Annotated in this window: 26 protein-coding genes; 10 read left to right on the top strand and 16 right to left on the bottom strand. The window is 35.5% G+C overall.

Going from position 1 to position 21,911, the window contains the following annotated elements:
• Nucleotides 1-21 precede the first annotated feature (21 nt).
• From KPL75_RS19250 to KPL75_RS19225, 6 genes are all read right to left on the bottom strand, one after another.
• Entirely contained in the window at nt 22-222 is a 201-nt protein-coding gene (locus KPL75_RS19250; protein ID WP_002064098.1) for a sporulation YhaL family protein, read from the bottom strand.
• Between the two features lie 77 nt (nt 223-299).
• Nucleotides 300-1,172, bottom strand: coding sequence for an alpha/beta fold hydrolase (locus KPL75_RS19245; protein WP_002166206.1), 873 nt, complete (start codon nt 1,170-1,172; stop codon nt 300-302).
• A gap of 237 nt (nt 1,173-1,409) precedes the next feature.
• A complete protein-coding gene (locus KPL75_RS19240; RefSeq protein WP_219917375.1) occupies nt 1,410-1,658 on the bottom strand; it encodes a hypothetical protein in 249 nt (82 codons plus the stop codon).
• A complete protein-coding gene (locus KPL75_RS19235) occupies nt 1,658-2,746 on the bottom strand; it encodes a response regulator aspartate phosphatase (protein ID WP_219917374.1) in 1,089 nt (362 codons plus the stop codon). Before KPL75_RS19235 ends, KPL75_RS19240 begins: the two co-directional genes overlap by 1 nt.
• 256 nt (nt 2,747-3,002) lie before the next feature.
• Nucleotides 3,003-3,980 carry a ring-cleaving dioxygenase gene (locus KPL75_RS19230; RefSeq protein WP_219917373.1) on the bottom strand — a complete coding sequence of 326 codons (978 nt, stop codon included), beginning with the start codon at nt 3,978-3,980 and terminating at the stop codon, nt 3,003-3,005.
• Nucleotides 3,981-4,024: 44 nt separating this feature from the next.
• Entirely contained in the window at nt 4,025-4,969 is a 945-nt protein-coding gene (locus KPL75_RS19225) for a ring-cleaving dioxygenase (protein WP_219917372.1), read from the bottom strand.
• Nucleotides 4,970-5,612: 643 nt separating this feature from the next.
• On the opposite strand from KPL75_RS19225, the gene KPL75_RS19220 reads away from it, so the two are divergent.
• Nucleotides 5,613-5,792 (top strand): DUF4177 domain-containing protein, encoded by a 180-nt coding sequence (locus KPL75_RS19220; protein WP_000272495.1) that lies wholly within the window; start codon nt 5,613-5,615, stop codon nt 5,790-5,792.
• Nucleotides 5,793-6,146: 354 nt separating this feature from the next.
• Here the strand turns inward: KPL75_RS19220 and yhaM are convergent, their stop codons facing one another.
• From yhaM to KPL75_RS19205, 3 genes are read right to left on the bottom strand one after another with little or no spacing between them, the layout of a single operon-like run.
• On the bottom strand, nt 6,147-7,091 hold the full coding sequence (gene yhaM / locus KPL75_RS19215) for a 3'-5' exoribonuclease YhaM (RefSeq protein WP_002011096.1): 945 nt from the start codon (nt 7,089-7,091) through the stop codon (nt 6,147-6,149).
• A gap of 41 nt (nt 7,092-7,132) precedes the next feature.
• Nucleotides 7,133-10,057 (bottom strand): ATP-binding protein, encoded by a 2,925-nt coding sequence (locus KPL75_RS19210; protein WP_219917371.1) that lies wholly within the window; start codon nt 10,055-10,057, stop codon nt 7,133-7,135.
• Nucleotides 10,054-11,295: a metallophosphoesterase family protein gene (locus KPL75_RS19205; protein ID WP_219917370.1), complete on the bottom strand. Its 1,242-nt coding sequence runs from the start codon at nt 11,293-11,295 to the stop codon at nt 10,054-10,056. The genes KPL75_RS19210 and KPL75_RS19205 overlap by 4 nt, the downstream gene beginning before the upstream one ends.
• A 227-nt stretch (nt 11,296-11,522) precedes the next feature.
• Here KPL75_RS19205 and KPL75_RS19200 point away from each other — a divergent pair, with 227 nt between their 5' ends.
• Nucleotides 11,523-11,708, top strand: a complete 186-nt coding sequence (locus KPL75_RS19200; RefSeq protein WP_000539551.1) for a YhzD family protein — start codon at nt 11,523-11,525, stop codon at nt 11,706-11,708.
• 26 nt (nt 11,709-11,734) lie between these two features.
• Here the strand turns inward: KPL75_RS19200 and KPL75_RS19195 are convergent, their stop codons facing one another.
• Nucleotides 11,735-12,097, bottom strand: a complete 363-nt coding sequence (locus KPL75_RS19195) for a hypothetical protein (protein WP_219917369.1) — start codon at nt 12,095-12,097, stop codon at nt 11,735-11,737.
• A 152-nt stretch (nt 12,098-12,249) separates the two neighbouring features.
• Between KPL75_RS19195 and KPL75_RS19190 the strand changes: the two genes are divergently transcribed.
• Nucleotides 12,250-12,390 carry a YflJ family protein gene (locus KPL75_RS19190; RefSeq protein ID WP_000273535.1) on the top strand — a complete coding sequence of 47 codons (141 nt, stop codon included), beginning with the start codon at nt 12,250-12,252 and terminating at the stop codon, nt 12,388-12,390.
• A 73-nt stretch (nt 12,391-12,463) separates the two neighbouring features.
• On the opposite strand, the gene KPL75_RS19185 is transcribed toward KPL75_RS19190, so the two are convergent.
• The 4 genes from KPL75_RS19185 to KPL75_RS19170 all read right to left on the bottom strand — a co-directional run bounded on the left by KPL75_RS19185 (nt 12,464) and on the right by KPL75_RS19170 (nt 15,411).
• Complete coding sequence (locus KPL75_RS19185) at nt 12,464-12,862, bottom strand: Ig-like domain-containing protein (protein ID WP_219917368.1); 399 nt, start codon at nt 12,860-12,862, stop codon at nt 12,464-12,466.
• Nucleotides 12,863-12,961: 99 nt separating this feature from the next.
• Nucleotides 12,962-13,396 carry a hypothetical protein gene (locus KPL75_RS19180; protein ID WP_219917367.1) on the bottom strand — a complete coding sequence of 145 codons (435 nt, stop codon included), beginning with the start codon at nt 13,394-13,396 and terminating at the stop codon, nt 12,962-12,964.
• Nucleotides 13,397-13,559: 163 nt separating this feature from the next.
• A complete protein-coding gene (locus KPL75_RS19175) occupies nt 13,560-14,204 on the bottom strand; it encodes a response regulator (RefSeq protein ID WP_002150129.1) in 645 nt (214 codons plus the stop codon).
• Complete coding sequence (locus KPL75_RS19170) at nt 14,194-15,411, bottom strand: sensor histidine kinase (protein ID WP_219917366.1); 1,218 nt, start codon at nt 15,409-15,411, stop codon at nt 14,194-14,196. Before KPL75_RS19170 ends, KPL75_RS19175 begins: the two co-directional genes overlap by 11 nt.
• A gap of 80 nt (nt 15,412-15,491) precedes the next feature.
• Here KPL75_RS19170 and KPL75_RS27690 point away from each other — a divergent pair, with 80 nt between their 5' ends.
• From KPL75_RS27690 to KPL75_RS19150, 5 genes are all read left to right on the top strand, one after another.
• Nucleotides 15,492-15,677, top strand: a complete 186-nt coding sequence (locus tag KPL75_RS27690; protein ID WP_309137456.1) for a hypothetical protein — start codon at nt 15,492-15,494, stop codon at nt 15,675-15,677.
• A gap of 475 nt (nt 15,678-16,152) precedes the next feature.
• Complete coding sequence (locus KPL75_RS19165) at nt 16,153-17,145, top strand: zinc-dependent alcohol dehydrogenase family protein (protein ID WP_219917365.1); 993 nt, start codon at nt 16,153-16,155, stop codon at nt 17,143-17,145.
• 116 nt (nt 17,146-17,261) lie between these two features.
• Entirely contained in the window at nt 17,262-17,567 is a 306-nt protein-coding gene (locus KPL75_RS19160; protein ID WP_002150133.1) for a hypothetical protein, read from the top strand.
• Nucleotides 17,568-17,820: 253 nt separating this feature from the next.
• Nucleotides 17,821-18,501, top strand: coding sequence for a FadR/GntR family transcriptional regulator (locus tag KPL75_RS19155; protein ID WP_219917364.1), 681 nt, complete (start codon nt 17,821-17,823; stop codon nt 18,499-18,501).
• A gap of 70 nt (nt 18,502-18,571) precedes the next feature.
• On the top strand, nt 18,572-19,759 hold the full coding sequence (locus tag KPL75_RS19150; RefSeq protein ID WP_375141035.1) for an MFS transporter: 1,188 nt from the start codon (nt 18,572-18,574) through the stop codon (nt 19,757-19,759).
• 120 nt (nt 19,760-19,879) lie between these two features.
• Here KPL75_RS19150 and KPL75_RS19145 read toward each other — a convergent pair whose 3' ends face one another.
• A complete protein-coding gene (locus KPL75_RS19145; protein WP_000637510.1) occupies nt 19,880-20,191 on the bottom strand; it encodes a YbjQ family protein in 312 nt (103 codons plus the stop codon).
• Between the two features lie 203 nt (nt 20,192-20,394).
• Here KPL75_RS19145 and KPL75_RS19140 point away from each other — a divergent pair, with 203 nt between their 5' ends.
• Together KPL75_RS19140 and KPL75_RS19135 are read left to right on the top strand one after the other, a co-directional pair.
• Nucleotides 20,395-20,865, top strand: a complete 471-nt coding sequence (locus KPL75_RS19140) for a hypothetical protein (protein ID WP_219917362.1) — start codon at nt 20,395-20,397, stop codon at nt 20,863-20,865.
• 268 nt (nt 20,866-21,133) lie between these two features.
• Nucleotides 21,134-21,250 (top strand): YjcZ family sporulation protein, encoded by a 117-nt coding sequence (locus tag KPL75_RS19135; RefSeq protein ID WP_002069235.1) that lies wholly within the window; start codon nt 21,134-21,136, stop codon nt 21,248-21,250.
• A gap of 140 nt (nt 21,251-21,390) precedes the next feature.
• On the opposite strand, the gene KPL75_RS19130 is transcribed toward KPL75_RS19135, so the two are convergent.
• On the bottom strand, nt 21,391-21,849 hold the full coding sequence (locus tag KPL75_RS19130) for a YoqH family protein (protein ID WP_219917361.1): 459 nt from the start codon (nt 21,847-21,849) through the stop codon (nt 21,391-21,393).
• Between the last annotated feature and the right edge of the window lie 62 nt (nt 21,850-21,911).

Below are 21,911 nucleotides of genomic sequence, written 5' to 3'. Positions count from 1 at the left end.
TCTCTTCTTTACAAGTTTTTATTAAAGCAGTACCGAATCCTTATCACTATCCTGATTACGTTTCTCTCGTTCTTCTTCTAAGCGCTTCATATATACTTCGCCTTCTTTTTCGATAAAATCATTATCCATCTCTTGCTCTTTTTTCGAAGTATATAAAACCATGTAGCCACTCAATACAATCCCAATGATTACAAGATAAATCCACCATGGTAAAATTTCCACTTTCGTTCATCCCTTTCCTTAGACAAGCCTTATTAGTTTCACTTTATGAGGAAAGAAGTGGATTTATGCTTAAAATTTTATTGTGGATTCTTCGCGAAGAACGCTTGTACATATTCCATAAACTCTATTGGTTCCTGGCGAAACGGTGCGTGGTATCCTTTTTCAATGATATGGAACGTACTATTTGCAAATAGCTCATGATACAGTTCACCATTTTTCCAAGAAACACTCTTATCGTGTCGTCCCCATATAATTAAAGTCGGTACCTTAATTTTATCTGCTTCCATCGCAATGCGGCGCTCTCTCATTTTCGTAAGCTGATCATAATGCTCTTTATCATCGCGACTATTTTTCACTTCATTTTTATTATAATCCGTAATCTCTGTTACAGTTTGTAAGTCCGTTGATAGCGGCGGCACTTCATAACTTTCTTTTTGCTGGAAAGACTCTATCCCTGTAGAATCCGCTAAAACGAGATGCGTTACTGCATCCGGATATAAATACGCTAAATTTAGAGACATCTCTCCGCCCATCGAATGACCAAGTACTGCGAATTGATCGTATCCGAGTTTCTTCATTAACTTATAATATAAATTCACTTGCGCAGGAAACGAATACTGAAAATCAACCGGCTTCGAAGAACGTCCAAATCCTAAAATATCAACCGCGATAATCGTATGGTCCTTTACAAGTTCCGGATAAATATCATTAAACCCATCTGAAGAACCACCGAACCCGTGAAGCATAAGTAAAGGCGGTTTCCCCTCACCAATTTGCTTAAAATAAATCGTCTGCCCATCAATCTGCGCCATACTCTCTTTCGTATTCAGCCTCATCATCACAGTATCTTTCACTTCTTCAACCTTCGCAATCGGCTTATCAACGAAGTTACATACTATTAATAAAACAAGAACAATACCGCTAATCATATAAAACTTAAACCGTTTCAAAATCCCCGTCTCCTTTCTCATGTTGCTATTTAAAGGTTTTACATTATTTGGTTGTTTTATGATTAATTTTAATTGTAACCAATGTAGTTACAATTATATTAAAAAAATATTACTCACTGCCATTAGTGATGGTTACTTTGTAACTATTATAGTTACACATTTAAAGTAAGTCAATTCTTTTTACGACCAAAAAGAAAAGGGACCTCGTTATGAGGTCCCTTCACTTTATTAATTAATTTAAAAATGGTCAGCGTGTGAGTCTTGCTTGCTAATACCGCCACCGTCACCTTTATTGAAGTTAACTGGTGCTCCTCCATCGCCTCTATTGTCTGCTGGTGCTCCTCCACCGTCACCAATACTTACATAGTCTGGTCTTGCTGGTGCTCCTCCGTCGCCTTTATTTAGTGCATTGTTACTAAATAGATTTGAGCTCAAGACCGATAACGTAAACACAAACCCTGCCACTGCAAATACAATTTTTCTCATTATTTTAACGCTCCTTTACTCATTTGTTTATGTCTAGCCTCTTTACTTATGTGATAATACTTACTAGCTTTTTCATGATTGTTCTCATTGTAAAATCTATCTGCCAAACGATCTGTATATTCTTCAATACAATCAAATAATTCTTCTTTTTCAAAGTACATAATTCCTGCTAAAACAGATTTTTCTAGCTCTTCAGTACTTGTACTCATTTCTTTTAAAATCGTAAAACGATATTGATATTCTTGATTTTCCAACTGATTACAAAGATATATTCCTTTCTCTATCAGCGGTTCAGCTCTACTATATTCATTTAATTTTAGATATTCATCCGCTTCCAAATATAGTGCTCTGAAATGATTTGGAGATTTTCTTGTAACTTCTGATAAGTGACGAATTGCAAGTTTTGATAAGTTTTGATTGGCATACATCAAACCTAAATTATTACGAACCATCAATGTAAATCGTTCAATACCTACTTGTTGAAACACATCCAATGATGTTGTAAAACTTTCTTCTGCTTGCTCAAATTGTCGTAAGTCAATACAAGCCATTGCAAAAATATTCTCACATAAAGCAATACAAACTTCATATCCAGCATGTTTTTCATATTCATTTTTTGCTAAACGTATTTGATCAATCGCCATCAATGGTTTATACGTTTGATAAGATAGATATGCAAATCTATAATTAAATTCAGCATGTTCCAACGAAGATGTTATATGTTTAAGTGATTTCCCAGCCTCTTCAATGTGATTTTGTGACTCAATATAATTTGATATATACATTGCATGAATACCTTTGAATAAGTAATAATAATGTGTTAAAAGTGCGTCATCAGGAAGTATAAGAGTATCAATTTCATCAAAACTATTCTTTGTAATACTCAAACTATCAATTAGCACATGATAACGGAATTTTAATAATGCATGATAAAATGCTGCATACTGATCTTCTTTAATATAGATAACCTTGGACTCTATTTCTTCATTTAGCGCTTTTGCTTTAACAACATCTTGTTTTAACATTGAATGATACCAATCATCCAATAAGTGTTTCATTTGCTCCTTCGTTACTACATCTGTTCCCATACCTTCGCATCCCCTTTTCTCCAAACTTACAAAATTAGGATATTTATACAATTATTCAAATTGTATATTATCACCTCTTTTCTATGTATTGAAAAATAATTGTCAGAAAATTTATAATTTAAATGAATTATACCAAATATTTCTGTTTAGAAAACTTGAGAAACATTTTTCAGAAAATTTTATAGACCAAATAAAAAAACAAGCAGTTCCAGTGATTCGCTAAAACTACTTGTTCTTCTACTTATTATTTCTATTTTTACTCTTTAATAAATTCCTTAGTACTTCTCACTGTATCAATCGGACGAACTAATTTTTCGATTTCTTCACGCTTTGGCTCTAAGAACGGAGGTAAAGATAATTTCTCTCCAAGCGTTTCATAAGGCTCATCTCCCATAAAACCAGGACCATCTGTTGCAAATTCAAATAAAATTTGTGGTGCAACTCTTGCGTATAATGACTCGAAGAAATGACGATTTACATAGCCAGATGATGGAAGTTGGGCGCTACCGATTCTCTCAATCCACTCTTCTAATACAGCGCGATCTTCTACGCGGAATGCAGCATGGTGCACTGTACCAAAACCTTGTTGTGCTTCAGAAAGAACCGTATTATGTTCTACAATAACAGATGCACCGTTTCCACCTTCATTCACTTCAAATAAATAAAATTCTCCTTCTTGAGCAATCTCTTTAAATAATAGAACTTTTTCTAACACTTCTTTGAAGAAACTAAAGTTCGCGATACGAATAAATACAGGTCCTAAACCAGTAATTGCATATTCTAATGGAACTGGTCCATTTTGCCACGGTGTACCTGATTCTATCCCGTTATCTAATTCATCTGAGATTAATTGATAGTGTTGATCATCAAAGTCAACGAAAGAAAGAGTTTTCTTACCAAATTGCTCTTTAATTCCTGTATGTTCCACTTCAAGACGGTCAAAACGTTTCACCCAATATGATAACGCTGCATCAGTTGGAACGCGGAATGAAGTTTTTGAAATTTCATTTGTACCGTGTACTCCTTTTGGAACACCTGGGAAGTCAAAGAATGTCATATCTGTTCCTGCACTACCTTTATCATCTGCAAAGAATAAATGATACGTTTGAATATCATCTTGGTTTACTGTTTTTTTAACTAAACGCATTCCTAAAACGTGAGTGAAAAACTCATAGTTCTTTTCTGCACTACTTGTAATTGCTGTAACGTGATGAATTCCTTTTAATTGGTTCATTTTATATTCCTCCAATGGTTTTAAATTTTATATTTTCTCTTCTATTATTTCTCTTCAATAGGGGCTAAATTTGCTTCAATTTCTGCGCGCTGTTCTTCTAAGAACGGCGGTAAATCAAGTTTTTCTCCTAAATGCTCTACATCTCCATCAACTGTAAATCCTGGTCCATCTGTCGCAATTTCAAATAGAATTCCGTTTGATTCACGGAAGTATAAGCTTTTAAAGTAGAAACGGTCGATAATGCCTGAAGAATGGAAACCTTTTTGTATCACCTGTTCTTCCCAATAAGCTAGCTCTTCACTGTTTTTCACGCGAATCGCTAAATGGTGAATGCTACCGCGGCCTGGCTTTTCAGTAGGACCATCTAAATATTTCACAACGATTTCTCCGAAGGCTTCTCCTTTAATAGACTGGAAAATCGCTTCTTCGTCGCTTCGGCTAACTTCTTTATAACCAAATATATCTGTTAATGTATTCGCTAGCTTATCAAGTCTACGCACTGTCATTTCCACTGAACCCATTCCTTGAATTTGATGTTCAGCTGGAACTTCGGATTTCTCCCACGTTTCCCAGTGCTCCACTTTTTCTCCGTTTGAAACGAGTAGCACGAGACGAAGACCTTCCGCATCCTCAAATTGCAAAGCAGGACGATTTGCATATGTTGTCATTTCACTATGTTTCACATCAAATTTCTCAAATCGTTCTTTCCAGTAATGTAAGCTTTCCTCTGAAGGAACGAGTAATCCGATTCGCGTAATTGCATTCGTACCACGGTACGTTTTTCCTACTAAAGGCATTTCAAAAAATGATAGTTCAGTACCTGGACTTCCTGTTTTATCTCCGTAAAATAAATGATACATGGATGGATCATCTTGGTTTACCGTCATTTTCACACGGCGTAAACCAAGCACGTTTTTATAAAAATGGTTATTCTCACTTCCGTTTTTTGTAACCATTGAAATGTGATGATGCCCTTTAATTTCATACATTGATAATTCCTCCGTTTCATTTTACTAGTCAAGTGATAACTAAAAAAATAACATTTCCCACCACTAATATGGTTTTTAGCTTTTCAATTTATTCTCATTATATTTTTGTAAATTCATCTTAGTTTTTACTGAATAAGTTACTTTGTTTTGTAAATCGAAAGCAAGTGAGTGTATGTTTTTCATATGACTCAATCGCTTTCGTTACTATCACTTTACACTTCAAGTGATTAAAAAGCAAGTAATTTATCTCAAATTCGAGATATTTTTTATTGCATAAAATTTCGGACTAAAAACACAAGAAATTCTCGGTTTGGAGACATTATAAAATTCATAAGTTGATGGATGTAGGATATCGCCAGCATTAAAAAAACACGCTAAGAAGTATGCAAGGTTTTATACAGTTTTTCAGCTAATTCAGTAACAAACAGAAATCTTAAAATCCCCTTCAGGATAGGAATGTATAAAAAAATGTATAGATCCATAGAACGTAAAAAGGAGGTTCCCTTGTGAGAGCAGGGTTCCTCCTTGTCCTTGCTACCGATAATGTTACGTTATATTAACTGAATGCGAATACCATATACATCCAAAAATCATAACAAATCGATTCTCCTAAATGGTACAATTAGGAAAAGGGGGAAAGGATATGTACGATTACAAATTCGTGAAAGTCGAAGTTAATAACTGGAAAGGGGAACCTAAAGAAGATTATAAGCGTATTATTGCCGAACATGCTGAAGACGGTTGGAAATTTGTTCAAATCTTTGCACCATCAATCGCAGGATACGCGCAATATTTTGAGATTATCTTCGAACGAATCAAATAACCCCTTTCGAGAACGAGAGGGATTTGCTTTGAATAACATAAAAAAAGAACTGAAATATTTGGGAATCTAATTGTTCTCAATTTAACTTATAAGACAAATAAGCTAATATTAATCAACTTCCAATAACGAGAATTATGTAAATAAGCTGCCCATATGGACAGCTTATTGTATTTTTTCTGAAATGCTGGCGTTACTCAACTAAAAAGTTGATATGCTCCCATTCTAGTGGCAAGATATGTTTTATTAGTTCTTCGTTACACCCATGCGTACTTCTTAACTATTTTATTTCATTTTCAATACAAAAACAGCCTCACTAAGCTCTTAACACTTAATGAGGCCATTCTATTCACAATCTTAATTATGGAAAGTTGGCTTATAGAACGAACGATTATCAAGCGCAAAGACACGTTCTGTGTATTCGCCTGGTTTTGTGCGTCCTAATGCGCGGTCCATCATGTTCATTTTTGCATCTAAGTTATCGATGTAGTGCAGAATTTCTGCTTCTTTCACTAATGGTGGTTTTGGGCTACCCCATTCTGCTTTTCCGTGATGGGAAAGGACGATGTGCTGAAGGATTAATACTTCTTCTGCATCGATTTGTAGTTCATCTGCTGCTTTACCAATTTCGTTCACCATGATAGAGATGTGGCCTAGTAAATTTCCTTCTAACGTATACGTTGTAGAGATTGGGCCAGATAGTTCGAATACTTTACCAAGGTCGTGTAAAATAACGCCTGCATAAAGTAAATCTTTATCTAACGATGGGTATAGAGCCGAGATAGCTTTCGCTAAATCTAACATCGATACGACATGGTAAGCTAGTCCAGATACGAACTCATGATGATTTTTCGTCGCTGCTGGATATTCTAAAAATTCATTTTGATGCTTATTTAATAAATGTCTTGTTAGACGCTGAATGTTCGGGTTTCTCATTTCAAATATGTATTGCGTAATTTTCTCAACCATATCTTCTTTTTTTATTGGAGCTTTTTCTACAAAGTCCGAGATGTCCGTTACTTCATTCTCATTCGCAACTCGAATTTGTTTCACACGTAATTGAATACGTCCTTTGTAGTTTAGAATATCGCCAGCTACTTTAACGATCGTTTCCGCTACATATTGTTTCTCAACTTCTGGTGATACATCCCATAGCTTCGCTTCAATATCTCCACTTGGGTCTTGTAAGATCACTGTTAAAAACGGCTTCCCATTACTTGCGAGACCTTTTGTCGCTGTTTTAATTAACAAGAAAACATCGACTTGTTCTCCAACTTCATATTCTACAATTTTCTTTTTCATTCGAATTCCTCCACCAAATCAATTACTTTTAGTATAGCATACTACAACTCATTTTCTTTAAGCTTACGCGTTAATTTTATAATCTGATTTTCTTTAAAATATGTTAATAAATGCGCATGGCATGTAAAGAAGATTACTTGTCTATCTTTCGCAATTTCCTTTATAAGTTCAATCGTTCGATTCGTCCTTACCGCGTCAAAATGTACGAAGCTATCATCAATAATAAATGGATAGTCATGCTCAAACGTTTTCGCTAGCGCAAATCGCAATGATAAATATAACTGCTCCGCTGTCGCTTGGCTTAGTTCATGGCTGTAAAAACGCATACCATCGTTACGTTCGACAATAAAAGGTTCCGCCTCTGACGGTGAGAATATTTTACTATATCGTCCGCCCGTTAAATACACGAAATACTCTTCAGATTTTTGTAAAATGCGCGGCAAATGCACTTCATGATAATATTGCTTCGTTTTCGTTAATACTGTCTTCGCGGCCGCATATGCAGCCCACTTCTTCACTTGTTCACGCACTTGTGATTTTTTCATTTCCCACTCATGTAGTAAATCACCATACGTACTGCCTTCTTCTAAATTCGCAATTTCTATTCGATGCTTCGCAATACGCTCTGTCAGTTCTTTCTCCCCTGCCAGACAGTTTTGCGCGGCTGTAATTTCTTGCTTTAATTTTTCATCATAACCGTCAGCCTCATAATGCTCAGCTAATGACAAACTCGTTAAGCGCTGTTCTAACAGATCAATTTGAGGTAATAAACGCCCCACTTGCTTATCTGCATCTTCACGTTTCTCTGCCAGTTTACCCGCTTCTAAAAACATCTCTTCATCTGTAGATTCTGCGATATGCCATAACCCATCTCGCTCTACTAGCAGTTGTTTTAATTGCTCTTGCATGAACTCATATTCTTCTTGCCATTCCGCCAGCTTCTCTTTCAGCAGCTTACAAGTTTGGTGCTTCTCTTTTTCATTTTGTATACGACTTTGCGCCTCATGTAAATTACTATACTCTTTACTACCGATAACAGTTTCTAGTTTATGCTCAAAGTGCGAAATCATTTCATACAATGAAGATTTCCGCTTACTTTGCTTCTCTAAATCACGATATAATTGCTGCATTTTTTCAATACGCTCAAACGCCGGTAATATGTGTGCATACGTATAAAATTCAGGGAACATATAGCGCGTTTTATACGCATCTACTTGTTCTCCTATTTGGAACGTTTCTCTCTCCCATTCCTCATAGGATGAAACGACTTTATCATACGCTCGCTCCATTTGCTGCAACTTATACGATTCACGCTCAAATAGCTTACGAATCTCTTCATCTTTTTCTAACTGATAACGAACGGACATCGCCTCTTCACTTTGACGCCCGCCAGCACTTTGCTGAAGAGTAAGAAGCTCTTCTTGTAATCCACCCGAAGGATCTTTATATAAAACGAGTGCTAAAACAATCCCTACAAAAACAATCACACTAATAAATAACAGCAAGCGGTTATCTATAAATAAACTCGTGAATAAAACAAGCGTGTTAATAAGAAGTAACAGAAGACAAATTCTTTGCCACTGTTTTTTCTTTTGCATAGCCGCCCCTGCTTTTTCCTCATACTTGCGCTTCATTCTCTCTGCACCCATTCCTAAAAATGCCGCATCCTGAAATGATTTTTCTTTCTCAACTAACGTATTTCGTTCTTCATCAGCTAGCATTTGCTGGCTGATTTCTCTTATATTTTCTTCTTGCTCTTCTAATTGCTCCTGAGCCGTTTTAAAACGTTCATCTAGTTGTGCTTTTTGCGATTCTAATTCACGCGCCTTTTGCACAGTTTGCGTAATTAATTCTTTCGTCGCTAAACTTATATCAAATGAAAGAACAGTCTCTTGTTCAAAAGTTGCACCAATTTGTTGCTCTAGTTCTGCGATTTCTTCTTTTATATTCGCAATACTTCCCGTCATATCACGCATTTCTTGGCGTGCATTTTCATAAGACATGTGCTGCATACGAAGTTCTTCTACGTAACTTTCTTTTTGTAAAAATGCTTCATCTATTTCTGTGGAATCAATTTCTGATTGCACTGTTTCTATCTTTTTTTGAAGTGAATCTACTTGTACTTGGAGCGGTTCTATCTTTGCCTTTACCGCCTCATAGCGCGCCATTCCGTTTACAGGAAACTGCCCGTTCTCGCTTTTCAACACTTTCTCGTGCGCACTCTTTTCAATAACGAGAGGCTCAAGCGCCGCTAATATTTCATAATCTTGCTTTCGTCTTTCGGCTGACTCTTTTTCCGCACGAACAGAAGCAAGTTTCTCTTCACTTTCTTTTAACTGCTCGACTTGTTTTTCATACGTGCCAATTTTCCCTTGCCACTCTTTCATCTTTTCCTCAATTTTCTTCATCTCTTGCAGTGACACATTAATTTCAGGATTACGACCACTCGGCTTAAAGCGCTGATTCATTTCTTTTTCTAATTTTTTATCTAACTGCAATAACGCATCACTTCCGACTGCGCTGGCCGAAAATAAATAATTGCCGATATCCGCTTCGCCGAGCTGATGAATATTTTGAAGACCATGCATATCAAATGAAAAAACAGAATCAAATAAGCTTTCATTCACACCGCTTAATATATCGTTTAAAATATCTTCGCCGCCAATTTTCCCGTCTTCAAAATAAACGGTCACCGCGCCTACTGCCGTCTTTGGCAATCGTTCAATTTTCAAACGGCCGTACTTCTCTGTTTGAACAGTCATCGCTCCGCCGTACTTCCCGCCTTCTTTCGGCTCATAACGGCGTTGTCCTCTCGTTGGAAAACCGAATAAGATACTTTTCATAAACGAGCGAATTGTCGATTTCCCCGCTTCATTTTCACCGTACAGTACCGTCAGCATTGACAGATCCATTTCCACATTTTCTAGTTTTCCATAGCCATAAATATGGAGTTTTTCAATTCTCATTTTTTATCCCTCTCTTGCTGGAATAATTGCTCTAAAATAATATTTTCCGCTTCCTTTTGAATCTCTTTCTTCTCTTCTTCCGTAAAAGCTTCAATACTATTACGTGCTACAGGAGATGTCCAAATGGTGCGCAATACTCCATCCATATTTGTGAAAGCTTCTAACTCTTTCAGCACACTACCGACGAAATGATTTTCTTCTTTCAAACGTTCAATTTCCGCAAAAGAAACCGTCTCATTTTTCCACTTCATCGCATACACAAAGTCTTTTCGCTCTTCGCCAGCTGCTAAAATATGAAAAATCTCTTCCACGCGCTTGTCTTCACGCAAATAAGGAGAAAGTGGCCCCTGCCCTGTAAATACGACAGTTAAAAGCGTGCCTTCCTCTTCTCTTCGACATTCATTCATCGCACTTGACGCGCTCGTCATAAGATCATCAACAGTTTCAAGTCCATCGATACTAACTTCAATCTCATCCCACACTACATCCCCAGTATGGAAAAACGAACAATGCGATCCTTGTTTCGTGAGTTCAATAAGGTACGCACCCTTCTCGCCTGTTTCCTTACGATGACGACCTTGTATATTACCTGGATAAATAATGCATGGCTCTTCTGATAAAATTTCACGTTTATGTATATGGCCGAGAGCCCAATAATCAAACTGCTTTTCCTTCAGCTCACGAATTTGAAACGGTGCATAACGATTATGTTCTGCATCCCCTTCCACACTTCCGTGAAGCATTCCAATATGAAAAGGCGCATCACTCATTTTCGTATACTGCACTGTCATATTATCCGTTACCGCTTGCTGCAAATAACTAAACCCGTAAATAGAAGCTAACAGCTCACCATTTTTATAAAACGACTTCTCTTCTACATAAGGCTCCGTAAACACATGAACATTTTCCGGAAACTCAATTGCCGCCCAGCTTCCCCCTAAATGATCGTGGTTACCGTGAATAATAAAAACGGGAATATCGTACTGCGAAAGTCTCTTCATTTGCTCACGTACAAACACTTGCGCCCTCAAACTTCTCGTCTCCGCATCATACAAATCCCCAGCTAATAATACAAAATCAACGCGCTCTTGAATCGCTTTATCAACAATACGCTCGAACGATTCAAACGTACTTTGCTTCATTCTCTCCCAAACAGACTGCGCTACATTCATTTCCATTCCTTTAAACGGACTATCCAAATGCAAATCAGCCGCATGTATAAACTTCACTTGTTTCACAAATAACGATCCTTTCTATAGTTCAAAAGTTTCATCTTATCCGCATGAACACAAACAATAAATGCTCAATTGGTGAAAACTAGTAATAAGCAGGAAATAAAAAATCCCCCACTGATTAAAGTTTCACTTTATTGTAACACGCAATGTCATATATTTCTTTGCATATTCTAGTGATTTATGCCAAAATAGTTATAAGATTCTGATTTTAATTATTGGAGGGAATTTTCATGGGAGTATACGTTCTAACAGTCTTTGAAAAAGATGGTTCAAAAGCATTAGATGAATCATTCGAGGCGGCAACTGAAAAAGAAGCGAAAGCAAAAGGCGAATCTATTTTACAAGAAAAAGGATTGTATGAAAAAACACATCGCTGCACATCTTCCGCAGGTAAGCTCGTTTTATTCCAGCGCTAAAAAAAGAAGCGTCATCCGCTTCTTTTTCATTCTACTATATCTTCGTCACACCACGTAAACTCCACATCTAGAATACGATTACCGATACGTACGCGCTTATTCCATTTTCCTGTTTGGATCTGATGTTGCAATTCTTTCTTCATCTTTTCCGTCCAGTCGTGAATCGTTTCACTACGGTCGTACGGATATACGCTCGGAAACTCTTCCTGCAGAAGATGAAGGCTCTCTGCATCAAAATGAAAATGGAAGAAGTAGTTTGCTGTAAGCGATGGTTCTTGCAATCGTAAAAAGTAATCGTCAATTTGCTTTCTATTTCGATAGAAAGTAAAGATATTCACTTTACCGCTCGTAATTTGGTCAATTTGAATTTCGTGCTTCTCTATAATCACGTCTTGCCCACCTCGTTATATACTACCCTTAGTATATATGTCTTTTGCAACAAAGTTAACCATTTTCGCGCGAAATTCATTTCCTTCATTATATTACCCGTACCTCCAAGTACAATCAGGACAAATAAAAAAAGTTGAAGGGGAGCGATCACATGTATTTCGGAAGCAAAGGTTGGTATGTAAAAGAACTAAAAAAATTAGGGATTCGTACTTATGAAGGTAAAAAACTAGAATCTTATCGTACGCATATTTTATCTAGTTTACTTGAGAGAATGAAGAAAGCTTCGGCTTGATAGAAGAAGGAAGCAACAATTTGTTGCTTCCTTTTAATTTTATTTACTAAATAAAAACTGGAATCATTATAAATTAACAATCTACCTTTACTATTATACTCTCTTGATAAAAACCATCTAATATCAATTGAACTTTTATTATCAAGTACTCTTCCAGATGATTATTCGTATATATTTTAAACTCTCCATACTCATTAACCCGTCCACTTCCAACAAGCATATCGCCGCTCGTTATGATAATTGTTGCATAAGGTTTCGCATGGCCCGATACATAATTATCACCATATTTCACAACATCTATCGTTATTTTCTCATGAATATTACTAACTGAATCTATACATTTCTTTTCATACAAATTAGCATTTAGTTCTTCGGCCCTCGAAAACGCTCGATTCCTGCTAACCTTTTCTGAAGAGAAAGCAAAACTCCCCAGCCAACTAAACCTATAAAATGTAGTAATAGGTAGCAACATCTGTGTTACCCCCCCATTTCTTATGAACTGTAATCTTTGAATGAATTTACAGCAATACGTTCTATGTTGGGATAAAAGAAAACAGCTTTGATTTTCCAGTCAATTTCGCACTGTTAATTTGTACAGAACACATAGAATACTGGTTTTCACCCCAGATGTAATGACAACACTACACAAAAGAAACCACGGTCCATTAAATGTAAATCCACCTTCAAATATATTAATAATAATTATGTTGCCAATTATTAAGAGAATCCATGAAATGGAATACTGTTTTCCATTTGTAATATATAAAATTTCATCCTCATAACAGACTGTAATTCCCCCACCTTGCCAAATACCAATAGCGAAAGAAAAAAGCGTAACTGCCAGTAGCTCTGCTTGTAAATCCCTAGTCATTGGTTGCGGCGCCGTATAAGTAATAATCCCTATCATCATGAGAAAAGTTATAATATCTATCCAGTTTATTTTTCTTTGTTTGCTTTGCAGCCAAATAAAGAAAATTAATACAGGAATTAAAAGCAAAGTTTCCATTTAATTATTCTTCTTCCTTTCCTACATTAGAAACGTCTGTAATTGTAATGCAATTAGATTGTTCTTAAATCTCTCATACTTTCTGAAGCATAACATGAGAAAGAAATAAAAAAATCGTACAAAAGGGCAAGCCTATAATGTACGATTGGGCATATATAATGTTTTAAAAATGAATTAACTTCCTTTCAATAGATACAGCTACTGCTTCTGACCGAGAATTAACACCTAATTTATTGTATATATTTGTTAAATATGCTTTTACCGTTCGCTCAGCTATCCCCATATCGAATGCAATTTCTTTATTTTTATATCCGCGTGCAATAGCTTTCAACACAAACAATTCTTTTTCTGTTAAGTTATTCCCTTCAACCTTATCAGCATGTACTTCTTTCCTTTTATACTTCACTATCTTTTCCATAATATCTGGTTGTAGTAAAATCTCACCTCGAATAGCCGCTTCCAACGTTCGAAACAAATTCTCACGATCCGTATCTTTTAGCAAATATCCTTTTGCCCCTAACTCAATTCCCTTTAACATTAATTCGTCTTCGTTATAAGTAGTTAATATGATAATCGGCGTATGGTTTTGTTTTTTATTCAAAGCCTCAATTGTTTCTAAACCACTCATTTTAGGCATATTTAAATCCATTAAAATGACATCAGGTTCCTTTTTCTCTATGAAAGAAAGGGCTTCTTCTCCGTTTGCAGCCTCACCTATAATTTGAAATGAATCACTCGTTTCTATTATTAGTTTCAGACCTTCTCTTACAACGAAATGATCATCCACAATTAATACGTTATACTTCATGGCTATCTCCTTCTTTATTTATAGGCACTTGAATATACACTTTCGTACCCTTCATCTTTTCACTCAATATATGTATTTCTCCCTTAATCAATCGAACACGCTCATTTAAGCCAATCAAACCATAATGTCCAGGATTCTTACCGATATATCCAGTGTCAAACCCAATTCCATTATCTTCAACTTCAATAGTAAGTTTTTCAAGATCATCGATATATTCAACTTTTAAATTTACATCTGTTGCCTGTGAATGTTTTGCGATATTCGTTAAACATTCACTAATTATATATAAACAATGCTCTTTTACTAAGCTTGAAATATGCGGGGGGCTTTGAATAGTAAATCTCACCTGTATAGACGTAGCCTCAGAAAAACGTTGAACCTCTTCCTCTACTGCTTCATTAAATGAATTAGTAGTATGACGCAAATCATCAATAACCAACCTTGCATCATGTAAAGTTTGTCTCGCTCTTATCATAGTTTGTTTCATAATCTCTTGAGATCGTCCTGTATTCCCTTTTTGCATATGGGCATCTATTGCTTCCAATTGCATAATTAAGCTTGCTAAACCTTGTGCTAACGTATCATGTAAATCTCTTGCCATTCGCTGCCTTTCATTAGCTAATGTCAATTCTTCCAATCTCATATATGCAGACTCTAACTCTTGAATATAACTCTGTATACGATTACGCGCATCAAATTGCTGCTTATTAATATAAGAAAAAGGAACAATAATTGCTAATACTAGAAGGAACATAGAGAGAAGAATAGCTACTTTATTCACACCATAATTAATACTAATTGCAGCACAAAATATTGCATACATGAGAGTAAAAACTGCCATTACTTTAAATATATTGTGATAAACATATAAACTTTGGGCAATTAAAATAGGAGTTAATCCAACAAAAATCGCTATCGAAGCATTTGTTGCAATAAATGCAGCCAAAAACACAATGAAGAGTTGTATAAAAAAGAAGTACAACAATTGCCTATTCTTTAATGAACTCGCATACCAATGAAAAATAGTATGAATAACAATGACTATTGTAAAAAAGAAACTATCCATAGAGAAAATATTATTACGAAATTCTAAAAGCATTGAAGCTATATATACGAGGATAATCCATAAAATAATAAACCTTCTTGGAATAAATACCGCTTCCAATACATTTGTATCCAAATCTATATTTGAATTTATTTTTTTCATATTCGACCTCCACCATTATATTATACAAGATACGACTTATATTTTGATAGGTTACTGATTCCTCATTACCGAATACAAATATAAAATATTGCATATCGAAATGCATTGATGTATTTGTAAGCGCTTACTATAATGAGAATATAAAGATTTATTACCTCTTACTATTTCAAAAAGGAGGCCATCTTATGGAAATCGCAATGGCAGTTTTAAAATTTGTAGGTGGAGTAATTCCATTGGTTCAAGAACTTTTAAAAGCATTTATGTAAAATTATTATTCAGCAATTATCTATAAGAATTATCATACAAATGATCTGTATATCAAAAAAATTGATACACAGATCATTTGTGTGATAAAACTTTAAACGAGAGCTATGTATCCTAACAGAACAATAATGATACATCTATCTCAAGTTGGAAAAAGGCGCTCACAAGGGCGTCTTTTTATTATATTACTATGTACCTAATAACTTATTCAGGAAATCGATTTTACAATCCATACAATGCTACATAATTAATGTATCTTTTTGAAATTTGCACAATAAAAATCCCCTCAAAGCATAAACTCCAAGGGCCGAGCCTATTTTTCATTAAATTTTTCAAACACAGCAATACCATTTTCTACGATTTTATCAGATGTATAAACGACGACTTTCTGTTCCCTTTTATTTAGTGCTAATGGAATAATCAATCCAACCAAAAATGCTATAATTAATCTAATCACACTAAGGGGGAACAATTATTTTGCTTGGAAAATGCATTCAATTTCATGAGTTTGGCAATCCGAAAGATGTGTTACAGGTTGAATATAAAAATATAGAACCATTAAAAGATAATGAAGTTTTAGTTCGTATGCTAGTTAGACCGATTAATCCATCTGACTTAATTCCAATAACCGGAGCGTATGCACATAGAATCCCTTTACCTAACATACCTGGTTATGAAGGTGTTGGTATTATAGAAAATGTAGGAGCTTTTGTTTCTAGAGACCTTATCGGTAAACGTGTTTTACCTTTACGCGGAGAAGGTACTTGGCAAGAATATGTGAAAACATCAGCTGATTTTATAGTCCCTATTCCTGATTCCATTGATGATTTCACAGCGGCACAAATGTATATTAATCCCCTTACAGCGTGGGTTACGTGTACAGAAACGCTAAACTTAAAACAGAATGATGTTTTATTAGTGAACGCTTGTGGATCCGCTATTGGACACCTTTTTGTTCAATTATCACAAATTTTAAACTTCCGATTAATTGCAGTAACTAGAAATAGTAAACATACAGAAGAATTGCTTCAGCTTGGTGCCCATCATGTAATAGATACTTCCACTGCCCCGCTTTATGAAACAGTTTTGGAATTAACAAACGGAATCGGTGCAGATGCTGCGATTGATTCTATTGGAGGCTCCGACGGGAATGAATTAGCATTTTGTGTACGTCCAAATGGACATTTTTTAACTATAGGCCTTCTATCAGGCGTACAAGTAAACTGGGCAGAGATTGTCACGAAAGCAAAAGTGCACGCGAATATATTTCATTTACGACATTGGAATAAAGAAGTGTCACCATATAAATGGCAAGAAACGTTTCGTCACTTAATCCGCTTAGTAGAAGATAAACAATTACGTTTCATGACAGTACATTCCACATATGACTTAGTAGATGTGAAAACGGCGGTTGATGTTGTGCAGTCTGCTGAAAAAACAAAAGGGAAAGTATTTTTGACGAGTGATTAAATAAAATTGAAGAAGTCTTTTTGATCGACCTTTTAAATAGATTAGATAATACGTTTAGGAGTACAGAATTGTAAGTATCTGGTATAATTCTATTGAAAGGCGAAAGGAGATTCTACATGTGGTTAATTACGGTAATTGCGCCTGTTGTAATAGTCGGAGGAATTGTAGTATATGTGATTGGAAGGCTTAAACATAAATATAACAACGGTAACTTAGGTAAGAAAAAATCAAAAAACGCTCAAGTTTTATTAGATAGTTTAATACCAATGGGAATGCTTTTAGGGTGTTTAATCGGTATAATTGTCGACATATTTTCCCCGGATTATTCACTGTTTACAGTTGGTTTAGGAGCTGGAATAGGCTATTTATTTGGATTTTTTGCTTATGAAATTTATAGCAAGACAGGAAACAATTATTCATAATCGAGAAACAGACGCGATTGTGGCATAAACGGGGGCAGTACATATGAGTCATATAAAGTGAAACCTTAATCAGCCCGCACCAATCGAGCGTTTACGGGCAGCCCGACTCCCACAAATAGCGGGATAAAATATGTGCTGTCCTTTCATTTATTCATCAACGTTATCCCCTCCCGCTTCAACTACCTAAAAAATAACATTGTCAACAGAACTTAAATTGGTTATCATAAAAGCGAATATAACAGGAGATGAGCAGATGAATATAAACGAAAAGAAATCTTTTTCAAAAGTTTCTCGACGGAAATTAGTCGATGAAGTGTTGGAACGTTTACAAGAAAAAATCTTTTCTGGCGAGTATGAAGTTGGTGATCGCCTCCCTACAGAGCCGCAATTAATGGAAGAATTAGGTGTAGGGCGTTCGACGCTGCGAGAAAGCATAAAGATATTAGTACATGCCGGCATCTTAGAAGTTCGACAAGGACAAGGTACTCGTATTGTCTCACTAAATACAACACAAGATTCATTTGAAAAACGATTGCAAGCAGCTAATATTAATCATGTGTATGAAGCAAGAAATATGCTAGATAAAGAAGTAGCGATGTTAGCGGCACAGCGCCGAAGCGAAGAGGATCTTTTATACTTAAAAGGACATTTGAATAAAAGAAAAAATGCCCTTCAAGAAGGAAATTATGTAGCATACATAGATGCAGATATTCAATTTCATCTAGCGATTGCAAAGGCGAGCAAAAACGAAGTTCTACTTGATTTGTATCAATCTTTCGTACCTGCCCTTCGCCACATTTTAAGCCAATTAATATTAAATACAGCGAACTATGAAGATAACTCTGAAATTCATGAAAAATTATTCCAAGCTATTTTAAAACAAAATACCGAAGAGGCACGAACATTCGCCGTTCAAAATTTGGAGCTGAAATAAGCTCCTTATATATTACACTAAAACATCAGATGATATACTCAATAACGTCTGATGTTTAAGATGGGAGAAAATTAAATTGAAACATCAAGGACGAACTTATTTGTATATACTAGCACTATTTTTTGTTTCCATTAATTTACGTATCGGAATTACATCTATTTCACCTTTATTAGAAACAATCCGACAAGACTTAAATATAAGCAATTTTTCCGTTAGTTTTTTAACAGCTATTCCTGTGTTTTGTATGGGGACATTCGCCTTACTGACTGGGAAGGTAATTAAAAAATATGGGGCAGAAAAAGCAATTATGGCTTGTCTTATTTTAATTGGCTTGGCAACATGTATGAGAGCTTTTACCTTTTCCATTTTCACATTATTCGCGAGCTCTTTATTTATCGGTATTGGAATTGCACTTGCAGGTCCGTTACTATCAGGTTTTATTAAAGAAAAATTCCCTACGAAAATCGGCTTAATGATTGGAATATATTCAGTAGGTATGGGGACAGGCGCTTCTTTAAGTGCAGGATTAACGATTCCTTTACAACATGTATTAAAAGACGATTGGAATATGGCACTCGCTTTTTGGGGTGTACTTACTATTATCGCTATTCTATTTTGGTATCCGGTTATGAAACGAAAAAAGAATACGAGTACACAAGATAAAAAGAATAATAGTTTACCTTTAAGAAATAAAAAAGCATGGTTGTTCACAATCTTTTTCGGACTACAATCAGGAATCTTTTACTCCATTACGACGTGGCTTGCGCCAGCAAATCAAAGTATGGGTGTCAGTAGCGAACAAGCTGGTACTCTTATAACTGTTTTTACAGTTGTTCAAATGATATGCAGCTTTTTAATTCCAACATTAGCGGATATTTATAAAAACCGAGCACTTTGGTTATTAGGGAGTATATGCTTCGTACTCGTAGGTTTATCGCTTATGGTTTACCCACTAACTACACCATGGATCCCTTCTATTTTACTAGGTATCGGGCTCGGCGGCGTATTCCCACTCGCTCTCATGCTACCGCTATATGAAACAAAAACTTCAGAAGATGCGAGTGCATGGACTGCTATGATGCAGTCCGGAGGGTACATTATGGGCGGATTTATTCCTGTCTTAGCAGGAATCGCTCGTGATTATTTTGATGGTTATACGCAAGTTTTTATTATAATGGCACTTTTAAGCTTAATTTTGTTCATTTTAACTTTAGTCATGAACAAAAGAAAAATAAAAGCGAAAGATCTTATAGCTTAAATTAAAAGAATGGGCTTTTTCCTAAAGGATCAAGCTCATTCTTTTTACTTCTACTACTTGAAAACAAAAAAATCCCCTTAAAGCATAAACTTCAAGGGGTGAGCCTGTATTTTTATTTAATTATATACGTACAGCTGTACCACTTACAGCAACCATTAACATTCCATCACGAACAACTTCATAATCTACGTCAATACCAACGATAGCGTTCGCACCTTTTTGTTTTGCAAGTTCTTTCATTTCATCCATCGCGATATCACGAGCTTCTTTTAGCTTGCTTTCATAAGAACCAGCACGGCCACCGACAACATCACGAACTGAAGCAAATAAATCACGAACAATATTTGCACCCATAATAGCTTCACCATTTACAATATCAATATACTCAATAATTTCTTTACCTTGGATTCCAGACGTTGTTGTTACAATCATGACTGACACTCTCCTAATAAGTTGTAGTTTTTAATGTGCTTTCTTATGTCTTTATTATGACATGGAAAAAGTATCTAATCTATTGAATTACCTTACATGAATGTGACAATTTTGTAAGGGTGAAATATTATTCTACCTTTTCCTTACAATAACTACCTAAATTAACAGAATATTGTTATAATTGAATTAGAGGAGGAGATAAAATGAAAAAAATCACTTACATATGTGCTCTAAGTTTTCTATCTTTAACTTTAATAGGTTGTACAAGCACTTCTACTACAAATAATACTCCAAAAACTAAGCAAGAAAATACGAAAAATGCCATTCAATTAAACTCTGCCGACATTACAAGTATTGAGTTACTTAGAACAACAAGTAATACTAGTTCCAAATCTCAAACAGATAACGAGGAAATGATACAATCAATCACTTCAGCAGTCCAAAAAGGAACAACGAAAACAATCACACTAGATCAAAAAAAGAGAGCATCTGCACATTCTACTATAACCGTTACATATAAAGATGACTCAAAAGAAGAATTTCTTGTGTGGGTTGATAATAAGGAGCAAATTACGATTGCTAAAGATGAGAAGAAAGATAAGGTAGAAGGTGTGACATTGAACGTTAAAGACGCTAAGATAATGAAGGATTTTTTTAAAAATGATAAAATGTAAAAGGATCCCCATCAACTTAAGGATTCAAAATTAGCACAAAATTTTGTTCAGAAATACTATAAAATTTTAGCCTAATAGGTCAGTGGCGAGAGCGTATATTATTAAACTTAAAATGTTTCAAATCGAAGGAGGACACCTTATAAGGTGTCTTTTCTTTATTTTCAAAAGGACCTGCTCAATTCATGCTTAAAAACATAAAGTAAAGTGAACCCGTTAAAATACATGAGTGACCCCTTGTTTTATCCTCTTATCTAAAGGAGGAACTATTATGGGCTTTGGTGGTAGTTGTGGTAGTTGCGGCGGTGGCGGCTTCGCTGGAGGATTTGCTTTATTAGTTGTATTATTTATTTTATTAATCATAGTTGGAGCTAGCTGCTTCTGCTAAAAAACTATCGGAAAAGACACTCATGTGAGTGTCTTTTCTTCATAAAAAAATCCCCGTGCTAAACAAAAAATAAAATAAGCTGCCCATATGGACAGCTTATTTATATAATTATCGTTATTGGAAGTTGTATGGACTGTTCTTTATTTACAGGCTTTGATACTGTTTGTTAAAACAGGTAACCCTAACTTCTCGGTCTTGGAATTGGATGGGCGTACTTGAATCTGTACCCCTTTCATTTCTGCTGTAATAATGTCAATTCTCCCGGCCCAAGTAGGACCATCATCTTCTTCAGAAGGATAAAGTCTGAATCGCCAACTAATTTTCTCTGGAATGAAGGCAAAACCTTCGTATGTATCATAATTACCCAAAGTGTTTGGGTCAGATAGGTGTACACCCAGAATGCTTATATTTGTTCGTGGAAAACTCGCTGTTAACTTCACTTTATAGACCAAAGCAACTCCTTTGGCATTTTTGTCTGCTTTGTTGAGTGGATTTAGTATAACACTGCATGGTAGGGATGCCGATGTACTCGCTTGTGCCTGATACGGATTTACAACAATGGTCATACATATTACTAATGCTACGATAAACTGTCTCATAAGTTCCTCCAAAGGCTTTTTAGGTTAGTTTGCCTTTACAGAATTTAATTATGAAAGAGCAT

Origin of the sequence: Bacillus sp. NP247 (assembly GCF_018966865.1) — a bacterium.
Classification (GTDB): Bacteria; Bacillota; Bacilli; order Bacillales; family Bacillaceae_G; genus Bacillus_A.
Note: the sequence above shows the minus strand (reverse complement) of the source record. Positions and strands in the feature narration are given on the sequence as shown.